Genomic DNA, 16,334 nt, shown 5'->3' on the forward strand with positions numbered 1-16,334 from the left:
CGGCACAATACAGCGATATGAAATTTCACGCAGAAAACATGGAAAATATTGGCGACCCCTGAAGGATTCGAACCCTCGACCTGCTGATTAGAAGTCAGCTGCTCTATCCAACTGAGCTAAGGGGCCGTCCGGCGTGTTTCTATTTTTTAATATCCCCTATGTCAAGGAAATATCTATTCTTTTTCCCTTGGCGCTATTTTCTCTTTCGCGCCAAAGGGCTAGCTTGTGAGACCCTGTGAGGCCTTTTTAGTGCGTCTCACGTCTCATATGAGACTTGGGTCTTGAGAATGGCAGAAACGCGTTTCTGATTAAGGGCTGATTTGCTCAAGTTTTTCAAGGCTTGCTTGCGTCGTCAACAGACACGTATTCATTGCATTGTGCAAAGAATGAATGGCAGGCATAAGCTGATATTGAGAGGCCGGATATCCATCCAGCAAGATGGCTGCCGTGTTCAACCCGGTCAGGGTGCTGATCTGATCCTGTAATTCTGAGATAAGTAAATCATGCATTTTTCTGGACTTTTTTCTGGGAAGATTCAAGTTTTATGCAACTACAAATAAAATCCAATTTTGTTTACAACCAATTGAATTTATTGCTAAAAATCAAAGCAAGCCGCCTTTTTCTTGCAAGTAGGATGTCAGCTTCCCAATCGCACTATTGGCCTGTTCCGGTGTCTGGGCCAGATAGTGACGCAAAATCTTGTTGGCATTTTCGATGCTATGGCCCGTGATGGAGCTGATTTCCGGCACCGTGCAGCCAGCATTGGCGAGCCAGGTCACCGATGTATCACGCAGATCCTGATCCCTGAAGCCTTTCAGGCTTGGCATGGTCTCGGTTGCTTTGTCACAGATCTTGCGAAACGCCTTTCGATAGGTGTCTCCATCGGCTCCCCATTTCCTGCTCTGCTTTTCATTGATCAGGAACTGCGGGATCTGCTTTTGCGCTCTGGTGCGCCTCTCCATAGCCTGCTGTTGCCGTTTGATCAAATCCGGGATTTCCGGGATCTGCACGATGACACCAGTCTTTGATTGCCGGAACAGGAAATATCCCTCGATGCGCTTTTCCAGTTTCAGCAGCAACCGGTCATTCTGGCGTTGCGCGGTGCAAAGGCCAAGCAAGATTGCATCCCCAATATCCGCCCTGCCCTCTTTATCGGCCGTGGCAATGAGATGCTTCATTTCCTCTATGCTGCCCACACGCACCCTTGGCGGTGGTGTCTGTACTCTCAGATTGCCAAAGGGATTGATTTTCACATATCCCTTCAACACGCCCCAGGCATAGGCAGGCCGGATGGTGGAGATAATCGCCTTGGACATATGCACGCCCTTATCCTGACGAAGCTTCTCATAGAAGTTATAGGCAAAGACCGGCGTGACAGAGATGGCCGGAAGCAGCCATAAATCGGGATCATATTTTTCCAGCACAGCGATATTGTTGTCGTACCACTCTCTTGTCTTCCTGGCTGGCTTGCCGGTCTGTTTGGCTTTCACATTCTGGTTCTTGCGCCAGCTCACCAACAGCTCGCCCAATGACAGAAAGCCAGACAGATTGGCTTTTCTTCTTCGGGTCTTTGGCTTGTCCTCTTCCTTTGGTTTGCGCAGTTCTGCTATTTCCGTGCATTTGGCCTTAGACCAGGCAATGGTCTCATTCAGATCCAGCCAGCAACCATCAGGCTTTTTCAGATCCTGTCCCTGCAAGCCAAGCTTGCGCACGCCCGGCCCCGGCACGAAGCGTGGACGGCCGTCTCTCCAGACAACATGAGGGATTTTGATCGTGACTTTGGCCATGGGACAATCCTAGTTCGGGCCCTGCCCTTTTGCTGCGGTCTCCATTCCCCGGTTTTGACGTGTATGAATAGGAGAAATTGAAAACCAAATATTCTTATAAGTTGTAGATCCCGATATAATTCCCCCTGAAGAAGGGGATTCGATCATGGATGTAATGGCTTTACTCAGTGGCACTGCCACTTCCATCGAGCTGCTTAAAACTGTCAAGGAAATCAAAGAAAATCAGGAATATAACGCTGCCGTTGTCGCTCTCAACGACAGCCTATATTCCGTTTCAAAAGAATTGATTTCGCTTCAATCTCTCTATGCGCAAGCGCTGAAGGAAAAAGGTGAGCTTGAAGAACGGCTGGGAAAGATGGAACACTGGGAAGCTGACAAAGAGCGCTATGAGATGCAGGAGATTTTCACCGGGGCGTTCGCTTATGCGTTGAAGCCATCGATGAAAGGCGAAGAACCAGAGCATTATCTGTGCGCTAACTGCTATACTGATGGCAAGAAGTCGATCTTGCAGCCTGGTCAACTTAAGGGATACAAAATTCGAACGCATAGTTGTCCCCGCTGTAAGAATGTTTTCCCAACTATGTCTAGGGGCCGTAATTAATCCTAACCCGGCTCTGCAATGATCCTGGCGGTGCGAAGGATTTTGTCTTTTTGGGCTTCGCTGGCATTGCCAAGAATCTTCATAACTCTCAGGCCATGGTCTGATTGCACGACATCCAGCCAGCTTTGGCTTTGCTCACTCTTGGCCTCCTCTTCTATCTCATAGAAGAAGGTGATCGGCTGATTGAGGATACGGGCGCAATCGATCAGGCGGCTGGCACTGATCCGGTTTGTGCCCTTCTCGTATTTCTGGATCTGCTGAAAGGTGATTTTCAGCTCCGATCCCAGTTTCTCCTGGCTCATGCCAGCTAGACTGCGGGCCAGCTTCAGGCGTGCGCCTAGTTTGATATCATTCGGGTTCGGATTTTCACTGTTATATTTCTTGAGCATGGTAATGGCCTTTGGTTGGTTCCAGAATTTCCGGACCCGCAATGCGGTTGAATGTGGCGTTGACGATGGCGGCGATGATCTCCTGCATATCGACAATGGCGATGGCGTCATTGCTGTGATGCAGATCGATCTCGCGCCCATTGGATGACATGAGAACTTTCACCCGATCACGCTGATTGAGGCTGATCTCTCCAATATTGGAGAGAAGAGAATGACTGTTGCGGTTATCATCCCCTGGCGTGGGGAAGAAGGTGATGCGCAATTCTGCTGGCAGAGTGACCTTCATGCGGCATCCCCTCCATAGCGATTGGCAAGATCCTCAGGAATGCCCGGGATATCGACTTCCTCACTCTCGACAACATCATCGAGCGGCTCGCCAATGAGGATGCGATGCATCAGGTCTTTGTTGCCACTGGCCTTGATCCAGGCAACGACGGCCGGGCGAGACCATTTGTGCATTCCAGGGAGTTTTAAAGGAAAGTGATTGTCTTCGAGCTTGCGACGAGCGCGGTCAAAGGCACTCTCGCTGGTGCCCAACAACTGGACCAATTGAAAGCGGTCCAGTGTTAAAGGCTGCAACCGCTCAAGCGGTGCTGATTGGGTCTGATTGGGTAACATAGCCATACATCCGGTGGTGAATGATGACCGATTGTTACAATATATGTGACATCAATGTCAAACTATAAGTCACATATATTGTGACTAAACTTAACTACATAATTGCATTGCTAGTTTATAAATCCATAGGTAGATTAATCAAAACCAAACTCAAACCGTCCGCAGAGCCATGAACTCAGAAGCCCAAAAAACAAAAGCACTAAGAAGAATGCGCGTCACAAGAAGCACCCGTTTCCAAATGGCAAAGCGCCTAGAGAAGAAAGCGGATGTAAAATCCAACTCTATGAACGTGCTGTCGATGTTCACTCTGTTCGCAGGTGTCTTATCTTTAGCCTATAGCGTTGAAATTAGTGCGGACATGGCCAAACTAGTTGGAGGCTTTGTAATCGGAGTATCAGCACTATCAATTTATCTGTCACACACTGATCCGGTCTCCAGACTAGCAGAAGGCGCATTTAATGCGCACGAATGCGGACGAGAGATCAGCAAAATATACACAAAATTGCTAAATGATAGGCTTGAGCATGCGCAAGCACTTGAGCTGTATGAAGAAGTCCTATCGAACTACGACATGAATCATGATCGTTGCGACTACTACCTCACGATTAGATTAGAACCAGACCTATTCCCAGACAACAAGAAGGGGAGCAACTGGTGGAACAGCACTTTTGCAACATGGCTCTCTGTTGTCTCACCCGCCATTTATACCACAAGTGGTTTGGCGTTCATTTTTATTATTCTAACGCTCTTCTGGTATTTGACGAGAATCCAGATCGCTTAAATCAATCATCCAGCAATTCGAGAAACGACTTGATTTTCTCAAGCTTTGCTGTCGGTTGAGCGCGAAGACTCGAGCAAAGTTCCTCAACGGTAGCATTTGAAGAAGGTGCGCCAAGCAAAAGCTCGTAAGCCTTCACGTCAAGCGCGTCAGCACATGCCTCTAAGAATGGTTGATTGTAGGGAGAATACCCACTTTCCATTCTAGACACCGTCTGCTTTGTACTCTCGATAGCTTCTGCTAGTTGCTCCTGGGTCAACCCCCTGTATTTGCGCCATTCGCGCAAATACCACTTTTGGCGTTCCCCAGCACTTTTCCCGAATCTTTTGGTCATGTCACCAATATTGCAACTTTTTGCAAATATGTCGTTGTGCGTATATGTGACTTTCTGGATTGACCAAAGTCACAATATATGTGACCAATCTATTCATGGCAAATCACCCGCTCAAAAATTGGCGCAAGGCGCGCGGGCTGTCACAAGAGGCGTTTGGCAAGCTGATTGGCGTTACCAAGGCCTCTGTCAGCCGCTATGAACAAGGGCGCATTCCCGAATGGCCCGCAATGCTGGAGATCGTGAAGGTCACCAAGCGACAAGTCACACCTAATGACTGGCTTCCAGAACATATCCGGTGCCAGTCATGACCAAGCTTCCCATCTTTCTGCCGGTCAAAACTACGCATCGCAACACGCTGCATTGCGCCCATGAGGCATTGGTGCGCGACCGACTGGCGGATTTTCTGCGGAGGCAGCACCCGGTCCACACCGCAAAACAGGTGGCGGGGCGAGCCAAGATACCGCCCCGCACGGTCGAGCGATGGTTGGCTGGCTTGTCTGCCCCCCGGTTGGAGCATTTCATTGCGCTGCTCGTTGCCTATGGCCCTGCCCTGCTGAAGGCAGCGCTGGATGACGACGGCATACGGCGCATGGAGCGCGATGGCTTTGACTGGGTGGAGCGATTGCAACGCACCGAGGTCGAGCAACAGGCAATCGACGGACTGGAACAGATCAGTCAGGCATTGGAGCAATTACGGGCCAGTCACCCGGCAAAAGGGAGACTGAAATAGGCCATGAACGAGCGGCGGCGGCAAAAACGACGATTTAGGGCAAACAAAAAGACATGTCTTTTGTCAACCGATGGCGCACAAAGTGCGTCAAAATTCCCATTTGTCCACAAATTGGAGCGCATTGAGCGCATTCGATCCAAAAAAAATATTTCAATCTCTGAATTGTGCGCCGTGGCAAGCATTCGTGAACGGCAATGGTATCGCTGGATGAATGGTGTAACAGATCCCAAACCATCCAGTCTTCGCGCCCTGGATCGAGCTTTGCAGATCCTTGGCAAAGAACAGGAACTGGATGCACGATCCCGCAATGCGCATCAGAGTGTCTATCATCTTTTGCTTGGCTGGATGGCCGCATGGGCCAATCTGAACATTATGGACGTGCTGAAGGATGACCCGCAGACACAAGACAAACAAAGCCCGTTCAAAGCCAAAGCAAGCCAGTGCCGGCAACGTGCGCTTTATCTGATCGTCACTGAAATGGATGTGCCGCTTGTGGTGGCGGCTGGATTGGCCGGAATTTCAAAACAGGCGGTCAGCAAAGCGCTGCGCTCTATCGAAGACAGCCGGGACAATCCCGATATCGATGAATTGCTGAAACATGCGGCCGTCATGTTGTTTGGAGGGGATCATGGCTAGTCGTCTTCTGGAAGTGAAATCTGCCCTGCAGGATAGCGTCGACAGATTGGTCCTGGATCTGTTGCCCGGTGGCAAGCGATCGGGCGGCAATTATACCGTCAAAAGTCCTGTGCGCCATGACCGGCGAGCGGGTAGCTTTGTTGTCTGGCTGACTGGACCAGCCAAAGGCTGCTTCAAGGACTATGCCGATGACAGCGCAAAGGGCGATATCATCGATCTGATCGCGCTTTGCAAGGGCATGGGAAAAGACCGGTCGGCCGCGCTTGCCTGGGCAGAAGATTGGCTGGGCTGGAAAAAGATGAGCAAGGCCGACCGGGCCAAATATATCAAAGAGATCAAGAAACGGGAAAAGCTGGAAAAAGCGAAAGATGACCGGCGTCAGCAATATCTCATCCAGCAGGCACAAAAGACCTGGAACAAGACCTTGCCCATCGAGGGCAGTCTGGGAGAGGTCTATTTCAAGCATCGCGGCATTCCGCTTGATGAGATCCGCAACAGAACAGACTTCTGTCATTTCCTGCCTGAAGCTGAATATTGGTTGCTAGCAGACTATGAGTTTGAGGGCGGCAAGCGCAAAAAGGTGAAGGCTGGCCCCACTTTCCCGGCCATTGTCTCACGCATGGACAATATTGACGGTCACCTTCAGGCGCTGCATTACACCTTCATTGCCCCGGACGGGTGCGGCAAAGCCCCCATTGAAGACCAGAGCAAAGCAAAGCTCATGTTTCCCCGCACGGCAGGCGCGGCCATTTGGATGACCCGTGGCAAGGGCAATTTGAACCCTGACACCATGGTTGCCCGAAAACTGGCCGCGCCTGGCGTTATTGGCGAGGGAATAGAAGACGGGCTTTCTGTTGCCCTCGGTGTTCCGGAAGCGCGTGTTTTGGCTGCTGGATCTTTGCCCAATTTGCTAACCTTTCCCCTGCATCCCTGCTTCAATTCCTTTGTCCTGCTGAAGGACAATGATTGGAACAAGCCGGAAGCACAGGCGCTGTTTGACCGCGCTTTTCAGAGAGTCAAACGGGCCGGATATCCGGTCGAAGTCGTCAGCAGCAATTGCGGAAAAGACATGAATGATTTGTTGGGAGGTGTGTGATGGGGGAGTTTAATATTTCATGGTTTGGGGATGTCTTCGGAGGCTATGCTAACTTCACTCCAATCTATCCCATCAGTAATTGCCTCGCTGAAGTCTGTATTTCTTATTATTGCACCGGCCCAAATAGCGTCCGTAAGGTCTGCCTCACTGAGGTTTACATTGCTGACATGCGCCCTACTAAAATCAGCATCTTTAAGTCGCGCATCCCTAAAATCTACTTCAACGAGTTCTGCATCATTGAGTTGAGCTCCTTCAAGGTTAGCCGAGCCGAAATTTACTTCATCCAAGCTCGCCCGTGTAAAAACAGTCGACAGAAAACTTGCCTTGCTGAAATCTGTACGAAAGAGGTCTGCCCCTTTAAACTCTGCAAGATCAAGGTCTGCACCCCTAAAGTTTGCATCAGAAAAATTAGAGTAACTAAAGTCAGCCCTAAAAAGTTGGGCATCAATGAAATTTGCACCTTGGAGATTTACCCCCGACAAATCAATATCCACCAGCGACAGATCGAGTTGAGCAAAGTACGCACCACTCAAATCTGGTGTCCACATTTTACTTTTTTCGCGAGCTTTATTCTCACTAGTTCTCAGATCAATAAAAGCTCTCAAAGCTTCTTTTACATCACCCTCACACTGATTGTGGTCCTTACCATAATCTTTGACGAGAGGTGGAGATCCAGTATCCCCCCGCATACTCTTGCTTCTATCTCGGATGAAGGAGCAAAGAAGGCTTTGGACTGGAAAGTAGTGCCCTCTTGGATCTGCAAAGCCAAGCTCTCTCAAAGCAAAAATACCCGCTTCTCTTACCGAAAGCTCACTTTCACTCAACATGGCAGCAGCTTTGGCGTATCTATCAGCAAACTGCCCTTGCTGTGCAATCCGAATCTGATCAATGCTCGTTTGCGCTTGCTTGTTAGCAATATCGCGCTGATCACTGGCTGTTTTGGTACGCCAAATGGCCAAACCCAAACCAATTATTCCAAGAAAAATCAGACCGATATTGCGCAAAGCAGCGGTCGCTTTTTCATGCTTGGCCAACTTGTCCAACCAGTCGCTCCAGTCGGGCCAGCCATTCAGCATAAGGTTCAGACTAAACAGGGAGACAGTGATTGCCGTTGGCCAGAAGAACAGCCAGTAATTTGTATTGCGTTGGTCACTCATACAAGCAGTCTTAGCTGGATTCCCAAGCGCGTGCAATCAGACAAAACACCACCAAAGGCTTTACCGATATTCTTCCCACCGTTGGCAAGGATGGTTTTTAGGCAGCTCGCCCCCCAGATCCAAAACCGTCCGACGAATATCGTCGACGAGGCGGTCCAGGATCTTGTGGTGTTCGCTGGTTGGATGGACACCAAGCTCAACGCGTCGCTGAAGCCAATATTTGTGCAGCTCGTTCAGCTCATCGATCACCTCAACCTTATGCGGCGGGAAAATCTCCCTCTTCCATTTCTTGCGCTGGGACATGGCTCAAATTCCAATTTGTTCATTTTATGTTCTATTTTAGATTTTGAACGGAATTGGAGTCAAGAGTGGGGGGAATTGGAAGGGTTTGCCGCGCCGGGCAACTCAAGTTTCAGGGATGTCCTTTCTATCTATCTGTACATTAGATCCTTGTGTGCCTTCAGTGATTGCTTGAATGAGCCTAGCTCCATTGGGACATATCCCATTCAGGTTCGCCCCACTGAAGTTTGCCCCACTGAGACTTGCATCACACATGCATGTCTTACTAAGGTCTGCTCCATTGAAGTTTGCATCGCTGAGACTTGTTCGACACATACATGCATTACTAAGATTTGCTCCGTCGAGCTGTGCCCTTCTGAGGTTTGCCCCGCAGAGTCGTGCGCCACTAAGATTAGCCCTGTAGAGATATGCCTCACTAAGGTCTACCTCATTCAACACTGCCCTCCCAAGCTCGGCATCATTGAGACACGCGCCAAAAAGATTTGCCTCCCAGAGGCTTGCACTATTGAGCTTTGCCCCAACGAAATTTACCTTCCGAAGGTCGGCTCTAACAAGGCGTGCCTCCCCGAGGTTTGCACTCTCGAGTTTTGCCTCAACAAGGTTTGCCTCACTAAGGTCTGCATCGCTAAGATCCGCGCCGCTGAGGGTTGCCTCCCCGAGGTTTGCCCCAACGAGATTTGCCTCCCTGAGATTTGCATCAAAGAGGCTTGCCTCACGAAGGTCTGCTCTACCAAGATTTGCCTCACTAAGGTCTGCACCCTCGAGCTTTGCCCCACTGAGGTTTACCTCCATGAGGTTTACCCCGCTAAGATCTACCCTAACGGGATCTGCCCCAACAAATTCCAGGCGAATGGGAATTCCCTCAGCAGGAATTACCTCATTGGGCACGCGAATTCTCTTCCAACGATCAGGTCGAGCATACCGAACATCAATTCCGACAAGATGGGATCCATTCAGGTCAGGCCTCCACTTTTGACGATCTTCGATATTTTTAGTCTCAGGCGTTCGCAACATCAAGAAAGCGCGCAGAGCTTCCTTGATATCACTTTCACATTGAGTGGAATCATAGCCACTCTTCGGGACAGGGGGCAAGGTTTGATTGTCTGGCTGGTAGACTTTGCTTCTATCACGAATGAAAGAACAGAGAAGGCTTTGTGCTGGAATATAGTGGCCCTCTGGATCTGCCAACGCGAGTTCCTTCAAAGCGAAAATTCCAGCTTCTCGTATAGAAAGTGCGCTGTCACTCAACATGGATGCAGCCTTCGCATAGCGATCTGCGAACTGGGCTTGTTGCGCTATATTACGTTGATCACTTGCAATTTTGGAGCGCCAGACAGCCAACCCCATACCAATGAGCGCCAGAGGCAGAAGACCCCAGTTACGAACGATTGCAGACAAGCTTTCCTGACTCTCCAAACCGGCAGGCCAGGTGATACCAAAATCACCCAGAAAGAACCAAAGCAGCACAGCCAGCACAGAGCCAGCACCCAAAGCAAACGCCAATATCAAGCGGCCATCCATCATCCAGTCGCCCCAAAACACAAAGAAACGCTAAGTTGCAGCTATAGAGCAAACACACCCAATTCGCAATTAGGGCAGATCCCCGCAAATTCCAATCATCTGTTCAACCCGAAATCCGCAGCGTGTTGACCCGTCTGAGAAAAGGAAAAGCTATGTCTGAAAACATAACTGAAAAACTTTCACTCCTGGACATCGATGTCGTGGATTATGCAAGCGATGTGGCACATATGGCGGCCTTCAGCCTGATTGCCAAGGTGGCCGGGGTGGACGCGGAAGAAGGCCAGGACAAAGAGCGCTGGTACAGCCTGTATATGCTTCCGGCAGATACAGAAGCCCAAGACCAAGCGGATGACCTTTATCAGTTGGCCAAATATGTCTGTCATCGACATGAGAATGTGTCTGGTGAGCAGCTATGGCGCAAAGCGGCTGAGTTGAACCTACACAATCAGCCAGCATCGAGCTATTTTGACCAGGCATTCGAGATTTGCCTGGCTTACACGCTGTTTGCTCGCGTCTGTCGCCTTGTCTTCATTGATATCGAGATTGAGCAACGGGAAATTTCAGCCAAACTGCGACGCGCCACATCAAGCGAGCGCAAGCCAATTCCGGAAGAGGACCGGGCCATCACGATGGAAGAAGGACCGCTGGCGAAAGACCCTGTCTTTGAAGCTGCGGCAGACGCCATCAAGTCCATGCCAGCACCCAAAGCTCCGGCCCAGGCGAAAGAACCAACGCCGGACAATGAGCCGATGAGCATTGGCGAGCAACCGGTAAAGCACCAGGGCAAACCAAAGCGCGGCGGTGCACGGACACCTTCGATCCCTCGCACTCAAAAAGACAAGAATTGAGGTGAAGCGTGAGTGCAGGCGCTGAAAGAATAAAAGATCTGGTTCAACCGGCAATAGACAGGGTGACAAATGTTGCCGGTCGGCGGCAGGCGGCTATCCCTGACCCGAAACCGGGCGGATATCGCAATGACGTGCCACCGGGAGACTGGGAGCCGGACGAACTGGGCTTGCCGCCAGATTGTCCGGTAGAGCCTTTGGGCATGGATGGCGATATCATCTATATGATCGATGCCATGGGGCAATTGGCAGCCGTTACTCCATCAAGCTTTGGACGCGGATATATTCAGCGCTTGTTCGCCAACAGGATCAACTATGCCTATTGGGCATGGCCGCAAAAGACCCTGAAAAGCAATGAGATTAAGAACTGGAATGGTGAACTAATCAAGGAAACCTTCTATACAGCTGCGGCGAATAAAGGCCTATGGAATGCTGTCGACAAGGTGCGCGGACTGGGAGCCTGGAAGGGTGAAGATGGCAAGCTGATCCTTCATTGTGGGGATTGCCTTTGGATGAATGGTGAGCGGCACGAGACCGGCGAGGTGGGGGAGTTTTTCTATCCTCGACGGCCGCCCATCGGCAAACCGTGGCATGAAGAAATCACTCTAGAGAACAATCCGGCCATCGATCTGTTTCGAAGCTTGAAGACCTGGAACTGGCAACGGCCAGACGTGGATCCATTTCTGTTTCTCGGCTGGCTTGGCGCTGCCATGATTGGCGGTGCCCTGGTGTGGCGTCCGTCCGTGTTTCTCGTTGGTGATATGGCTGTTGGCAAATCTACACTGCATGGTTTGATGGCCGAAATTCTGGGAAGCACTCTTGTCAAGTCGGCCGATGCATCTGCAGCCGGGATTTACTCGCGGGTTGGTAGCGGCTCTTTGCCTGTCGCCATTGATGAACTGGAAGCCACGGCCGATAACCGGAAAGTGTCGGCTGTTGTCGATCTGGCGCGTCTTGCCGCTAGCGGCGCTGCGAAGCTACGCGGGGCACAAGATCATTCCTCTGCTGAATTCAATGCCAGATCCTGCTTTCTCTTTTCTGCCATCAATCCACCACCAATGACACCGGCGGACAAATCCAGAATGGCGTTTCTCTCCATTGGCAAGCTCGACTTCAACAAAGCCAAGGCTCCTCCCCCATTGCCCCCACATGCGGGTGCGAAAATCCTGAGAAGACTGGCCGACCAGTGGGCACGTTTTGATGAGACCTGGGACGCATATAGCCAAGTCCTCAAACAGGGTGGTCATGCAGGACGAGGGCAAGACACGTTTGGCACTTTGCTGGCATGCGCCCATTTGATGCTGGGGGATGACGGACTGGAAGACCTTGGCTATCGATCTGACGATTTGTCCGGTTGGTCTGAGCTTTTGGCTGCTGCAAACCTGAGTGAAAAAGAAACATCCAGTGAGAACTGGAGAGATTGCCTTGAGCATTTGCTGACCAGCCGCGTGAACACCTGGCGCAATGGCAAACAGCATTCAATTGGAGCTGTGCTGGAAGCATATCGAGATAGCAACAACACTTTCATGTCACTGAGCGAAACAAGAGAGATGCTGGCGCAAGTTGATCTTGGCTTTTTGCCAAAGGAAAAACGCAAAAAGACAGACCAGTATGGCCAGCCCTATCTGGACCCCAACAGTGAATACCTTGCTATTCCAAACAAAGGCCCTGCCCTCAACGAACTGTTTGAAGGCGAGCGCTGGGCCAAAGAGGTTTGGGTCGATGCGCTACGGCAAGGGCCATCTGAGGTCATCAATTTCAGCAAAGAAGTCAACAAGATGAAGATTGGCGGCATTTCAAGGCGATGTACGCTCGTCAATCTGACCGCCTTTGATCAGCTATCGGAGGAAGGATGAAACCCATCTAGTTCCTACTCCCCGACCCTCTTAGCCAAAAAATGACGCCCCATGGAGATAACCAATGATCTCTAAAAAATTTATCTCTGTTTCCCAGACCCTTAACTGTCCAGATGGACCGCGCCACGTCACGGCTTTTGCAAGGGAGCAAAAGCCCTGCCGGGCTAGCGGACAGTTGACCAGGAGTGAACGGCCGTATGGTCAAACTTGCTGCGGAGCTGTCCCTGCTTCCTGACGGGTCCGGGGGCATTGGGGACACTAAAAGTTCCACGGGGGACACCTTGGGGACACCTAGTGTCCCCAAATTCAACAAATGAAATCAGACGATTAGTCCAAAAGTTCCACGGGGACACCCAAATAGCCACACGTATGCGCTCGCGCACATACATACATATATACAGGTGTCCCTAGTGGAACTGTGGAACTATTCTTATAAACATATGATTTCATTAATTTAATTTGGGGACACCAAAGGGGACACCAGCAAATATTGGTGGAACCCTTGTGTAAATCAGCGCTCTTTGCAGCTCTGCTCGTTTGAATAAAATATTGAGGTTTATCAAATAGATGAGTAGCGATGGCAATCAAATGGATCTGCTTCAGACAGATGAAAATGACGGGTATGAAGACGCGCCGACCGCGATTTTCCCGCCAACTCGGACAGAAAAGCGCGGTCCCGGTCGACCAAAAGGCGCAAAAAACAAGAAAACCGCCACCATTGAGAAGCTGTATCACTCCAAAGGCTACCGAGATCCGCTGTTATTTCAGGGTGAGATCATGTCCAGTCATCCGCTGGATCTGCATCGTTGGTTCATCTTCATGCAGGCAGAAGCCCAAGGCGTAAAGCGAGACAAGGCGATCCAAGCTTTCAAGGATGGCAGGCTCAATGGCATCCCGAACATTGCCGAGATCGTGGCGATGCAGACCAAAGTTGCCGATCAGCTCACGCCCTACCTCTACGGTAAGAAGCCTGTCCAGGAAGACAATGACGATGAAGGCAAGCTTCCAGTGCTGATGATCGATCTGGGAGAGGATAGCGTCACAGCAAATCAACCAGGTGAAGATGTGTTTTCAATCGGGATGCCAGAACCAAGCGAAAGCGAGGAAAATCAATCACTTAGCGAAGATCAATCAAACAAGTCTCATGACACCATGTCTCATGAAACAGCTAACCTCATGAAAGATAAGGGAGAATAGAGAATGTACCTACTGATAGAATATCAGCAGGAAGCCCCCCTTATTTTGAGGGGACCGGCAATTTTTGAAGGGCATCATTCTGGATCGATTGCCCCCCTCTGGATCTTGCTTGCTTTGGTTGCCACGACGAAAAGAATGGCAGAAATCCGCGAGCCTTCCCCGGAAACACCCCCCCACCCCCCATATAGGGGTGTTCTGCGACACACCGTTTTGGATTTTGAAACGGTTCGGATTTGGAAAAATCGCGTAACCCTCTGGTTCGGTCTGGGGGACGGGGGGCGCGTTTTCAGTCTCGATCTGAGAGGGGTCAGGGGATGAGCTCAATTCCTTCACAGGATCATTTCAAGGATCTGATCACCCCTTCTGACATCGATGTCCGGAAGCTGTTGCAGCAATATGAGATCGATGATGATTTTGATCCCTATCGCTATGTTCCTCCTGGTCCTGTTACACGAAATTTCATCCGCGACAGAATCATGTCCAAGTTTATCATGGGTCCGGTTGGTGGCGGCAAGACTGTTTCTTGCGCCTTTGCACGGATTATGGCCGCAACCTTCATGCCGCCTTGCAAAGATGGTGTAATCCGGGATCGCTTTGTGGTGGTTCGTGAGAGCTTCAGAGACGCCGAAAGAACGGTTTTGAACTCATGGCTTCAGTGGTTCCCTAAAACCTATGCTGGTTCAACCTGGTCAGGAGGGAATGACAGACCCGCAAAGCATGTTCTGCGGTTCCGTTTGCCTTCAGGATATCGAATTGAGGCTGAAACCATGTTCATCGGCATTGGTGATCAGTCCATTGAGGACATCTTGCGCGGATTGGAGATTTCAGGTGGATGGATGAATGAATCCGACACTCTGGCATCCAACGTGTTGCGTTACATCGAGCAGCGTACGGGCCGCTATCCCAAAAAAGAGGATCTGGCAGATCCGACCGCTCTCCGCGCCCGAACGGTTCTTGGTGATTTCAACGCTCCGGACATGGATAATTGGACCTATGAGCAGCTAGTCGAGGATTGCGCCGAACACCGGCGCTTGTATCGTCAGCCCTCCGGACTATCACCCAATGCAGAAAACCTCTCCCGACTGGAGCCGAACTATTACCAGCTGATCGCAGCAGCTGAACCAGAATGGTATGTGCGCCGGTTCGTTCATAACGAATTTGGATATAGCCGTGAAGGCTTACCAGTCTATCGATCCTTCAACCAAACGCGCCATATCGGACCTAAGATCGATCCAGATCCTGATTTGCCCGTTCTTCTCGGAATGGATGCCGGGCTTAACCCTGCTGCTATTATCGGGCAGCCACGCACCAACGGCCAGCTTATCGTGATAGATGAACTTTGCCCTGGCGCTGGTGTCGGGGCTGATAGATTTGGCGATATGCTGAATGATCTTTTGGACCGGCGTTATGCAGATTGCCGCGACATTCGGGCCTGGGCAGATCCTGCTTCTCAGTATGGAGCTGATCGTGAAGGTGGCGAGTTAGCCTGGATTGATACCGTCACAGCCAAACTTGGCATTCCTGTCCGCATTCCTGCCAATGGCTCGAACGAGTTAGGTTTGCGCATTGGAGCCGTAGAAGGTGAACTTACCAAAATGATCGATGGTGAAACACCGAGAATTCTCGTCTCAAAAAACTGCCCTATTCTCATCCGCGGCTTCATGTCCGGATATCGATATAAGAAAATCAAAGGTCAAGATGGGCTATATTCACTCACTCCAGACAAACAGAACGAATATTCCCACCCTCATGACGGGCTTCAATATTTGGTTCTCGGATATCGCGGCCGGCAAGCAGTAACCGGTACCAATTCCGAAAATAGCCGGCGCAACTCTGTGCCTTCTGCCGGCAAGAAAAAAGGGCGGCAAATCGACCCGCATAAATATTCATGAAGCTGGTTTCTCCTGCCACTCAATATGACCTTGCCTGCTGCATGGGCCGTTGTCAGATGATGGCCTGGCAGTGCGCAAAACTTCAGATCGAACATGGTGAAAGCTGGGTTTTGCGAACAGATGAGGGAGAAACGGTCGCTGTCGGGGGGCTGTGGCCCAATGAGGACGGAACGGCCGATGGTTGGTTCATGTGTACCAAATTAGCCCGAAAGCACCTGAAATTGATTGTCAGGCTCATTCGGTTGACCTTGCCTCGATCTGCCTATCCTTCCATTGACGTGGTAGTCATCACCAAAGCCGGGGCGCGTATAGCCGAAATCTGCGGACTATCACGAACTGAAAACCGTGATGGAATGGAGATCTGGCGATATGGGCGCACTTTTCGGGGGCGGCAAGAGCAAGGATAACGGCGCTGTCGCGCTGCAAAAGAAGACTGCTGCTGAAAATCAGCGCCGCCAGCTTGCGGCAGTCGCAAAACAAAGCGCCGAAATTGATCAGGCACGCGCCAAATCCAAAGGCGGCGGCCGCAAAGCCCAAGGCAATCGCCTGCTTACCTACATTGGCTCCACTTCTGGCCAAAGCACATTGGGGTAGGTC

Annotated in this window: 21 protein-coding genes and 1 tRNA gene; 12 read left to right on the plus strand and 10 right to left on the minus strand. The window is 50.7% G+C overall.

From position 1 onward, the window contains the following. Nucleotides 1–49: 49 nt before the first annotated feature. The 3 genes from CRO57_RS20080 to CRO57_RS20090 all read right to left on the minus strand — a co-directional run bounded on the left by CRO57_RS20080 (nt 50) and on the right by CRO57_RS20090 (nt 1,787). Nucleotides 50–126: transfer RNA gene (locus CRO57_RS20080), tRNA-Arg, on the minus strand. Between the two features lie 182 nt (nt 127–308). Then, nucleotides 309–509, minus strand: a complete 201-nt coding sequence (locus CRO57_RS20085; RefSeq protein ID WP_097155298.1) for a hypothetical protein — start codon at nt 507–509, stop codon at nt 309–311. Between the two features lie 93 nt (nt 510–602). Further along, the gene (locus tag CRO57_RS20090; RefSeq protein WP_097155299.1) at nt 603–1,787 is read right to left on the minus strand and encodes a site-specific integrase; all 1,185 of its coding nucleotides are present in this window, start codon (nt 1,785–1,787) and stop codon (nt 603–605) included. 145 nt (nt 1,788–1,932) lie between these two features. Here CRO57_RS20090 and CRO57_RS20095 point away from each other — a divergent pair, with 145 nt between their 5' ends. Beyond that, on the plus strand, nt 1,933–2,388 hold the full coding sequence (locus CRO57_RS20095; protein ID WP_097155300.1) for a hypothetical protein: 456 nt from the start codon (nt 1,933–1,935) through the stop codon (nt 2,386–2,388). Between the two features lie 2 nt (nt 2,389–2,390). Here CRO57_RS20095 and CRO57_RS20100 read toward each other — a convergent pair whose 3' ends face one another. From CRO57_RS20100 to CRO57_RS20110, 3 genes are read right to left on the minus strand one after another with little or no spacing between them, the layout of a single operon-like run. Further along, nucleotides 2,391–2,777 carry a helix-turn-helix domain-containing protein gene (locus CRO57_RS20100; protein WP_097155301.1) on the minus strand — a complete coding sequence of 129 codons (387 nt, stop codon included), beginning with the start codon at nt 2,775–2,777 and terminating at the stop codon, nt 2,391–2,393. Then, nucleotides 2,761–3,063, minus strand: coding sequence for a hypothetical protein (locus CRO57_RS20105; RefSeq protein ID WP_097155302.1), 303 nt, complete (start codon nt 3,061–3,063; stop codon nt 2,761–2,763). Before CRO57_RS20105 ends, CRO57_RS20100 begins: the two co-directional genes overlap by 17 nt. Next, the gene (locus CRO57_RS20110; protein ID WP_097155303.1) at nt 3,060–3,395 is read right to left on the minus strand and encodes a hypothetical protein; all 336 of its coding nucleotides are present in this window, start codon (nt 3,393–3,395) and stop codon (nt 3,060–3,062) included. Before CRO57_RS20110 ends, CRO57_RS20105 begins: the two co-directional genes overlap by 4 nt. A gap of 169 nt (nt 3,396–3,564) precedes the next feature. Between CRO57_RS20110 and CRO57_RS20115 the strand changes: the two genes are divergently transcribed. Then, nucleotides 3,565–4,176: an SLATT domain-containing protein gene (locus tag CRO57_RS20115; RefSeq protein ID WP_097155304.1), complete on the plus strand. Its 612-nt coding sequence runs from the start codon at nt 3,565–3,567 to the stop codon at nt 4,174–4,176. A gap of 1 nt (nt 4,177) precedes the next feature. Here CRO57_RS20115 and CRO57_RS20120 read toward each other — a convergent pair whose 3' ends face one another. Beyond that, a complete protein-coding gene (locus CRO57_RS20120; RefSeq protein WP_097155305.1) occupies nt 4,178–4,507 on the minus strand; it encodes a helix-turn-helix domain-containing protein in 330 nt (109 codons plus the stop codon). A gap of 95 nt (nt 4,508–4,602) precedes the next feature. Here CRO57_RS20120 and CRO57_RS20125 point away from each other — a divergent pair, with 95 nt between their 5' ends. From CRO57_RS20125 to CRO57_RS20140, 4 genes are all read left to right on the plus strand, one after another. Beyond that, nucleotides 4,603–4,815 (plus strand): helix-turn-helix domain-containing protein, encoded by a 213-nt coding sequence (locus CRO57_RS20125; protein WP_141401288.1) that lies wholly within the window; start codon nt 4,603–4,605, stop codon nt 4,813–4,815. Beyond that, the gene (locus CRO57_RS20130) at nt 4,812–5,237 is read left to right on the plus strand and encodes a helix-turn-helix domain-containing protein (RefSeq protein ID WP_097155307.1); all 426 of its coding nucleotides are present in this window, start codon (nt 4,812–4,814) and stop codon (nt 5,235–5,237) included. Before CRO57_RS20125 ends, CRO57_RS20130 begins: the two co-directional genes overlap by 4 nt. A 171-nt stretch (nt 5,238–5,408) precedes the next feature. Next, on the plus strand, nt 5,409–5,873 hold the full coding sequence (locus CRO57_RS20135; RefSeq protein ID WP_141401289.1) for a hypothetical protein: 465 nt from the start codon (nt 5,409–5,411) through the stop codon (nt 5,871–5,873). Beyond that, nucleotides 5,866–6,969: a DUF7146 domain-containing protein gene (locus tag CRO57_RS20140; RefSeq protein WP_170956185.1), complete on the plus strand. Its 1,104-nt coding sequence runs from the start codon at nt 5,866–5,868 to the stop codon at nt 6,967–6,969. Before CRO57_RS20135 ends, CRO57_RS20140 begins: the two co-directional genes overlap by 8 nt. A gap of 17 nt (nt 6,970–6,986) precedes the next feature. On the opposite strand, the gene CRO57_RS20145 is transcribed toward CRO57_RS20140, so the two are convergent. The 3 genes from CRO57_RS20145 to CRO57_RS20155 all read right to left on the minus strand — a co-directional run bounded on the left by CRO57_RS20145 (nt 6,987) and on the right by CRO57_RS20155 (nt 9,950). Continuing rightward, on the minus strand, nt 6,987–8,126 hold the full coding sequence (locus tag CRO57_RS20145; protein WP_097155310.1) for a pentapeptide repeat-containing protein: 1,140 nt from the start codon (nt 8,124–8,126) through the stop codon (nt 6,987–6,989). Between the two features lie 60 nt (nt 8,127–8,186). Beyond that, nucleotides 8,187–8,429: a hypothetical protein gene (locus CRO57_RS20150; RefSeq protein WP_097155311.1), complete on the minus strand. Its 243-nt coding sequence runs from the start codon at nt 8,427–8,429 to the stop codon at nt 8,187–8,189. 102 nt (nt 8,430–8,531) lie between these two features. Then, nucleotides 8,532–9,950, minus strand: a complete 1,419-nt coding sequence (locus CRO57_RS20155; protein WP_097155312.1) for a pentapeptide repeat-containing protein — start codon at nt 9,948–9,950, stop codon at nt 8,532–8,534. A 149-nt stretch (nt 9,951–10,099) separates the two neighbouring features. Between CRO57_RS20155 and CRO57_RS20160 the strand changes: the two genes are divergently transcribed. From CRO57_RS20160 to CRO57_RS20190, 6 genes are all read left to right on the plus strand, one after another. After that, complete coding sequence (locus CRO57_RS20160; protein WP_097155313.1) at nt 10,100–10,795, plus strand: hypothetical protein; 696 nt, start codon at nt 10,100–10,102, stop codon at nt 10,793–10,795. A gap of 8 nt (nt 10,796–10,803) precedes the next feature. Continuing rightward, on the plus strand, nt 10,804–12,648 hold the full coding sequence (locus tag CRO57_RS20165) for a hypothetical protein (protein ID WP_097155314.1): 1,845 nt from the start codon (nt 10,804–10,806) through the stop codon (nt 12,646–12,648). Nucleotides 12,649–13,215: 567 nt separating this feature from the next. Further along, nucleotides 13,216–13,845: a hypothetical protein gene (locus CRO57_RS20170; RefSeq protein ID WP_097155315.1), complete on the plus strand. Its 630-nt coding sequence runs from the start codon at nt 13,216–13,218 to the stop codon at nt 13,843–13,845. 314 nt (nt 13,846–14,159) lie between these two features. Continuing rightward, nucleotides 14,160–15,737 carry a hypothetical protein gene (locus CRO57_RS20180; RefSeq protein ID WP_097155317.1) on the plus strand — a complete coding sequence of 526 codons (1,578 nt, stop codon included), beginning with the start codon at nt 14,160–14,162 and terminating at the stop codon, nt 15,735–15,737. Further along, nucleotides 15,734–16,144 (plus strand): hypothetical protein, encoded by a 411-nt coding sequence (locus CRO57_RS20185; protein WP_097155318.1) that lies wholly within the window; start codon nt 15,734–15,736, stop codon nt 16,142–16,144. The genes CRO57_RS20180 and CRO57_RS20185 overlap by 4 nt, the downstream gene beginning before the upstream one ends. Then, on the plus strand, nt 16,107–16,331 hold the full coding sequence (locus tag CRO57_RS20190; protein ID WP_097155319.1) for a hypothetical protein: 225 nt from the start codon (nt 16,107–16,109) through the stop codon (nt 16,329–16,331). The genes CRO57_RS20185 and CRO57_RS20190 overlap by 38 nt, the downstream gene beginning before the upstream one ends. Nucleotides 16,332–16,334: the final 3 nt, after the last annotated feature.

The sequence above is a fragment of the Cohaesibacter gelatinilyticus genome, assembly GCF_900215605.1.
Classification (GTDB): Bacteria; Pseudomonadota; Alphaproteobacteria; order Rhizobiales; family Cohaesibacteraceae; genus Cohaesibacter; species Cohaesibacter gelatinilyticus.